This is a genomic window from Metabacillus fastidiosus NBRC 101226, from assembly GCF_001591625.1.
Classification (GTDB): domain Bacteria; phylum Bacillota; class Bacilli; order Bacillales; family Bacillaceae; genus Metabacillus; species Metabacillus fastidiosus.
Map to the genome: position 1 here is coordinate 1 of NZ_BCVG01000154.1, position 6,851 is coordinate 6,851.

A 6,851-nucleotide genomic window follows, 5' to 3' on the forward strand; every position below is an offset into this window, starting at 1 on the left:
CATACTGCCCGTTAAGGCTGAGATAAACAGTTCTTCTGTTTTCAGTAAAATGAAATTGGATAAGGACAAGACTCTTTTGCCTATTCCAGTCATAAGCTAAATATGGAGCTAATGATCGATAAAAGCAATAAAGGTTTCCAATGAAAGTGATTTGGGTTAAAATAAAAGGCATACTAAATAAATGGAAGCTTGTTCATAGATGTTGTAGAAAGTTAATTATTTTAACAAACAACGATGTTGGTCCCTTTTATTAGGATGCTGGCTAGTCGTTAAACTGAAATTGAAAGTGAGTGATCCATTTGGATCTTCTATCCATTAAAGACCCAGCTTTTTTAAAAGCATTATCAATTAGAGAATTAGAAGAACTAAGTGAAGATATAAGAAAATTTTTAATTGAAAAAAATTCGGTAACTGGCGGCCATATTGGTCCGAATCTTGGTGTTGTTGAATTGACAGTTGCTTTGCATAAAGTGTTTGACAGTCCAAAAGATAAATTATTATGGGATGTTGGGCATCAGTCATATGTTCATAAAATTCTTACTGGACGTGCTGGTGAATTCGATACGATTAGACAATATAAAGGGTTATGCGGATTTCCAAATAGGGACGAAAGTGAACATGATGTTTGGGAAACAGGACATAGCTCCACATCTTTATCTGCAGCAATGGGAATGGTCGTTGCAAGGGATTTAAAGAAGGCAGATGAATATATTGTTCCAATTATCGGAGACGGTGCGTTAACAGGCGGAATGGCGTTAGAGGCTTTAAATCATATCGGACATGAACAAAAAGATGTGATTGTTGTTTTAAATGATAATGAAATGTCCATTGCTCCTAATGTCGGTGCACTTCATAATGTGCTTGGCAGACTGCGTACTGCAGGGAAATATAATTGGGTGAAAGACGAGTTAGAGTACTTGCTGAAGAAGATCCCGGCTGTTGGCGGGAAACTGGCAGCAACTGCTGAAAGAGTGAAAGACAGTCTTAAATATTTACTTGTTTCAGGTGTTTTCTTTGAAGAATTAGGCTTTACTTATTTAGGTCCTGTTGATGGTCATAATTATGAAAATCTACTGGAAAATCTACAATATGCGAAGAAAACGAAAGGACCTGTTCTTCTCCATGTTATTACGAAAAAAGGAAAAGGATATAAGCCGGCAGAATTAGATACAGTCGGGACATGGCACGGTACAGGACCTTATAAGATTGAAACAGGTGATTTTGTTAAACCGAAGGTTGTTGCCCCTTCATGGAGCAGTCTTGTAAGTGAAACAGTAAGGAAACTGGCTCGGGAGGACGAGCGGATCGTTGCAATTACGCCAGCTATGCCGATCGGTTCGAAGCTGGAAGGATTTCAAAGTGAATTTCCTGAAAGAATGTATGATGTAGGAATTGCAGAACAGCATGCTGCAACGATGGCAGCTGGACTTGCTATTCATAATATGAAACCGTTTTTTGCGATTTATTCAACATTTTTACAAAGAGCATATGATCAGGTTGTCCATGATATCTGTCGTCAAAACTTGAATGTATTTATCGGTATTGACCGTGCTGGTCTAGTTGGTGCAGACGGAGAAACACATCAAGGCGTGTTCGATATTGCTTTCTTAAGACATATTCCAAATATCGTCTTAATGATGCCGAAAGATGAGAATGAAGGACAGCATTTAGTGAATACTGCATTAAAATATAACGATGGTCCAATCGCCTTACGTTATCCTAGAGGGAATGGCTTAGGAGTGAAAATGGACGAGGAGTTAAAAGAAATTCCAATCGGTACGTGGGAAGTGTTAAAAGAAGGCCGTGATGCAGTTATTTTAACATTCGGAACGACAATTGGCATGTCTTTAGCAGCAGCAGAGCAATTAGCAAAGCAAGGTGTCTCTGTACGCGTTGTGAATGCACGTTTCTTAAAGCCGCTTGATGAGAAAATGCTAACGGGAATTTTTGCTGAAAATATTCCTGTTTTAACAGTTGAGGAAGCAGTATTACAAGGCGGATTTGGCAGTTCTGTCATTGAGTTTGCTCATGATCAGCATATGTATAATCTGAAAATTGACAGAATGGGAATACCTGATCGTTTTATCGAACATGGAAGTGTTTCACAGCTGTTAGAAGAAATTGGTTTAACAAAAGATCATATCGTTGATCGCATTTTAACGATAATCCCAAAACATGAGAAAAAGGCGTTTGGTTCATGAGTGTAAAAAAAGAGAGATTAGATATACTCCTCGTTGAAAACGGGTTTTTTGAAACAAGGGAAAAGGCGAAGCGTGCTGTTATGGCAGGGCTAGTCTATTCAAAAGAAGGAAGGCTCGATAAGCCGGGAGAAAAAGTATTAAGAGATACAGAATTGACAATAAAGGGAAAAGTCCTTCCATATGTAAGCAGAGGCGGATTAAAGCTTGAAAAAGCTTTAAAACAGTTTGAAATAGATTTGAAAGATAAGATTATGATTGATATCGGTTCTTCTACCGGTGGATTTACTGATTGTGCTCTCCAAAATGGTGCAAAACTATCATATGCGCTGGATGTCGGCTATAATCAGCTCGCATGGAAGCTAAGGCAAGACGAGCGTGTTGTCGTTATGGAAAGGACAAACTTCCGTTATACAACACCTGCCGATTTAGAAAAAGGAATGCCGGAATTTGCATCTATTGATGTTTCCTTTATTTCTTTAAAATTAATATTACCTGTTTTAAAAACAATATTAGTAGCCGGCAGCGATTGTGTTGCCCTCGTTAAACCGCAATTTGAGGCAGGGAAGGACCAGGTAGGTAAAAAAGGAATTGTTCGTGATCCTAAAATCCATGAATCGGTTGTGGAAGAGATTACGAATTTTGCTTTAGTCCAAGGTTACGATTGTTTAAATCTTTCCTTTTCGCCGATTACGGGAGGGGATGGAAATATCGAATTTTTACTCCATCTTCATTGGAATGGTTCAGAGGAAACTGGTATAAATAAGATCCCAAAAACGATCAGAGAAATTGTAGAAGAAGCGCATCAGCAATTAAAGAAAAAGGAATAATAGTGATCACTATTATTCCTTTATTTCGTTTAAATCATGTGTAAACTGTACTTTTTCCATATTTTCATCTACAATATAAAGTATAAAAATACAAAAAAATGAGTAAAACTTGGACGGTGGAAAGTAGATAATGAACAAGGGACAAAGACATATAAAGATTCGTGAAATTATTACGAATAATGAGATTGAAACACAGGACGAATTAGTTGATATTTTAAAAAGCATCGGTTATAACATTACACAAGCGACAGTATCACGTGATATTAAGGAACTGCATCTCGTAAAAGTACCGATGACGGATGGAAGATATAAATACAGCTTGCCGGCTGATCAAAGATTTAATCCTTTACAAAAATTAAAACGTGCTTTAATGGATGCATTCGTGAAAATAGACAGCGCGGGGCATCTGCTTGTTATGAAAACATTGCCAGGAAATGCAAATGCGATTGGAGCATTAATCGATAAGTTAGACTGGGATGAAATTTTAGGGACGATATGCGGTGACGACACAATACTAATTATTTGCCGTACAGATAACGATACAGAAATGATTACAGAACGCTTTTTAGAAATGCTGTAATAAAAAGTAGAGGTGTGACTTCGTTTGTTAGCGGAATTAACGATAAAAAACTTTGCAATAATTGAATCATTAACGATTTCTTTTGAAAAGGGATTAACCGTTTTAACAGGTGAAACCGGTGCTGGAAAATCGATTATTATTGATGCCATTCATTTACTCGCAGGTGGTAGGGGTTCTTCAGAATTTGTTCGTTATGGAGAAAAACGTGCAGAGCTTGAAGGGCTTTTTTTACTTGATGATGAGAAGCATACTGTATATGAAAAATGTGAGCAGTTTGGCATTGATATAGGTGACGGTATGGTTGTTTTACGGAGAGATATTTCAGAAACAGGGAAAAGTATTTGCCGAGTTAATGGCAAGCTCGTAACAATTGCGATTTTAAGAGAGGTCGGACAAACACTGGTCGATATACATGGTCAGCATGATAACCAGGAATTAATGAATGAAGAAAATCATTTAGCATTACTAGACCAGTATGGCGGAAATAAAATCAGCTCTGCAAAAGCAGTTTATAGGGAGCTTTATGAGAAATATGATCAATTAAAAAGAAAAATAAACAAATTTTCGCAAAATGAACAAGAAATGGCCCATCGTCTCGATTTGATCCAGTTTCAGCTGGATGAAATTGAAGCGGCAAAACTAGAACCGAATGAAGATGAAAAACTCCAAATTGAAAAAAATGAAATTTCTAATTATGAAAAAATGTACGATGCATTAAAAAATAGTTATAATGCTCTCCATGGCGAAGGAAAAGGACTTGATTGGATTGGTCTTGCTATGGGACAGATGGAAGAGATCGGCTCTATTAACGATACATTAAAGGAAATATCTGAGTCCGTCTCTAACAGTTATTATCAGCTCGAAGACTTATCTTATCAGCTTAGAAATGAATTAGACTCCTTAGAATTCGATCCTGAGCGATTAAACTTCGTAGAAAGCCGTTTGAATGAGATCAGTCATTTGAAAAGGAAATACGGTCATTCCGTTGAAGACATTTTAATCTACGCTTCAAAAATTGAAGAGGAGATTGAAACGATTGTTAATAAAGACAGTCATTTAAATAAGTTAATGAATGAACTTGATTCCATTGAAAAAGATTTACTCGTTGAGGCAAATAATTTAACAAATGTACGTACGAAATGTGCAGAAACATTAACGAAGGAAATCCTTCGGGAGCTAAAAGAGCTATACATGGACAAGACAGTATTTAAAGTTCATTTCTCACCGGATAGTGAAGACGGCTCCATAAAGTTTCATGCAGATGGGGCAGACGTTATTGAATTTTATTTATCGACAAATCCTGGTGAACCTCTTAAACCTTTATCCAAAACAGCTTCGGGTGGAGAATTATCGAGAATTATGCTGGCAATGAAAAGTATTTTTTCTGAGCATCAAGGGATTACATCGATTATTTTTGATGAAGTGGATACAGGAGTAAGCGGCCGGGTTGCTCAGTCAATCGCCGAGAAGATCTACCGCGTGTCAGTTGGCTCGCAGGTACTTTGTATTACACATCTTCCTCAAGTTGCAGCGATGGCGGATACACATTTATATATTTCAAAAAGTACAAATGACGGAAGAACAAAAACGAGTGTAAAACCGCTCGGTGAAGAAGAAAAAATTAGAGAAATCGGCAGGATGATTGCCGGTGTAGAAGTAACAGAATTATCAAGGGAGCATGCAAAAGAATTAATTGCATTAGCACATTCAGCTAAAAATTAAAATAGGTTAAATTTAAACAGGAAAAGCCGCCAATTTAGGCAGCTTTTTTATTTTTTGGATAAAATTCCATTTATCATTACATAATACCTAATAATTTCTGCTGAAACAAGTTATAAATGAGGCGAGTAAAGGCAAAATTAAAGGATGTAGCCATGTAATTGGTGTGGGTTAGGAGCGAGGAGAGTGAAATTTTTTGTATAAAGATAAATTAAGAAAAATAATCGGTGCTATTCTCCTTGTTTCATTAATGAGTGTAGGGTTTGTCGATCAAATAAAAGAATATATTACAATTCCAAAAACAATAACTGTTTTTGAAAATCAAACAAGTACAATTAATAATGCAATTCCAGCTTCAGCAGCAAATTTAGAATCAACAGAAGCATTTACCGTACAAAAGGACGGACAAACTGTTGATATTAAAGGGAAAAATGCCGGAGAGGGAGAAGTTGTTTTTGATCTGGCTGGTTTTCCAGTAAAAAAAGTAAATGTTAATGTACTTCCAGATTTTAAAATAATTCCTGGTGGACAATCAATTGGTGTAAAATTAAACACTCTTGGAGTATTAGTAGTTGGACATCATCAGATTGCGACAAAAGAGGGAAAAAAATCTCCGGGCGAAATTGCTGGAGTTGAAGTCGGAGATATTATTACAAATATAAACGGGACAAAAATTGAAAAAATGAGTGATGTTGCACCGTTTATTCAGGGAGCGGGAAAAAGTGGTGCACCGCTGGATATTGTCCTTTCAAGAGATGAGCAAGAAATAAAAACGAAGTTGTTTCCTTTAAAAGATGAAAATGATCACTCTTTCCGGATCGGGCTTTATATCCGGGATTCAGCAGCAGGAATTGGTACAATGACTTTTTATGATCCAAAATCGAAGAAATATGGTGCATTAGGCCATGTCATTTCTGATATGGATACGAAAAAACCAATTGTTGTTGAGGATGGTCAAATCGTTCGTTCGACTGTCACATCGATTGAAAAAGGAAGCAATGGGAGTCCGGGTGAAAAACTGGCCAGATTTTCGGGAGATCGGGAAGTAATCGGAGATATTACGAGAAACAGCCCATTTGGAATCTTCGGGACATTAAATCAGGATATACAAAACGGTATTATGGATAAAGCATTGCCGATAGCATTATCCAGTGAAGTAAAAGAGGGGCCGGCAAAAATCTTAACAGTCGTTGATAATGATAAGGTAGAGCAATTCGATGTGGAAGTTGTCAGTTCTGTTCCACAAAAATTTCCTGCTACAAAAGGGATGGTTATTAAAATAACCGATAAAAAATTATTAGAGAAAACAGGCGGTATCGTTCAGGGAATGAGCGGAAGTCCAATTATTCAAAATGGAAAAGTAATTGGAGCTGTTACACATGTTTTTGTTAATGATCCAACGAGCGGATATGGTGTTCATATTGAATGGATGTTAAGTGAGGCTGGGATTGATATTTATAAAAAAGAAAAGCAGAAAGCAAGCTGAATAAAAAGGGACTGTTCGATAAGTCCCTAATAAGTTTT

The 6,851-nt window shown here is 36.9% G+C and carries 5 protein-coding genes; all 5 read left to right on the plus strand.

The window, feature by feature from the left end; all coding sequences use genetic code 11:
• Nucleotides 1-299: 299 nt before the first annotated feature.
• The 5 genes from dxs (at nt 300) to spoIVB (ending at nt 6,813) form a co-directional block, all read left to right on the plus strand.
• The gene (dxs, locus tag BFA01S_RS20300) at nt 300-2,201 is read left to right on the plus strand and encodes a 1-deoxy-D-xylulose-5-phosphate synthase (RefSeq protein ID WP_066235246.1); all 1,902 of its coding nucleotides are present in this window, start codon (nt 300-302) and stop codon (nt 2,199-2,201) included.
• The gene (locus BFA01S_RS20305; RefSeq protein ID WP_066235247.1) at nt 2,198-3,028 is read left to right on the plus strand and encodes a TlyA family RNA methyltransferase; all 831 of its coding nucleotides are present in this window, start codon (nt 2,198-2,200) and stop codon (nt 3,026-3,028) included. The genes dxs and BFA01S_RS20305 overlap by 4 nt, the downstream gene beginning before the upstream one ends.
• 130 nt (nt 3,029-3,158) lie before the next feature.
• Complete coding sequence (gene ahrC, locus BFA01S_RS20310) at nt 3,159-3,608, plus strand: transcriptional regulator AhrC/ArgR (RefSeq protein WP_066235249.1); 450 nt, start codon at nt 3,159-3,161, stop codon at nt 3,606-3,608.
• 24 nt (nt 3,609-3,632) lie between these two features.
• Nucleotides 3,633-5,330 carry a DNA repair protein RecN gene (gene recN / locus BFA01S_RS20315; RefSeq protein ID WP_066235251.1) on the plus strand — a complete coding sequence of 566 codons (1,698 nt, stop codon included), beginning with the start codon at nt 3,633-3,635 and terminating at the stop codon, nt 5,328-5,330.
• Between the two features lie 247 nt (nt 5,331-5,577).
• Nucleotides 5,578-6,813, plus strand: a complete 1,236-nt coding sequence (gene spoIVB / locus BFA01S_RS20320) for a SpoIVB peptidase (protein WP_066235253.1) — start codon at nt 5,578-5,580, stop codon at nt 6,811-6,813.
• Nucleotides 6,814-6,851 lie beyond the last annotated feature (38 nt).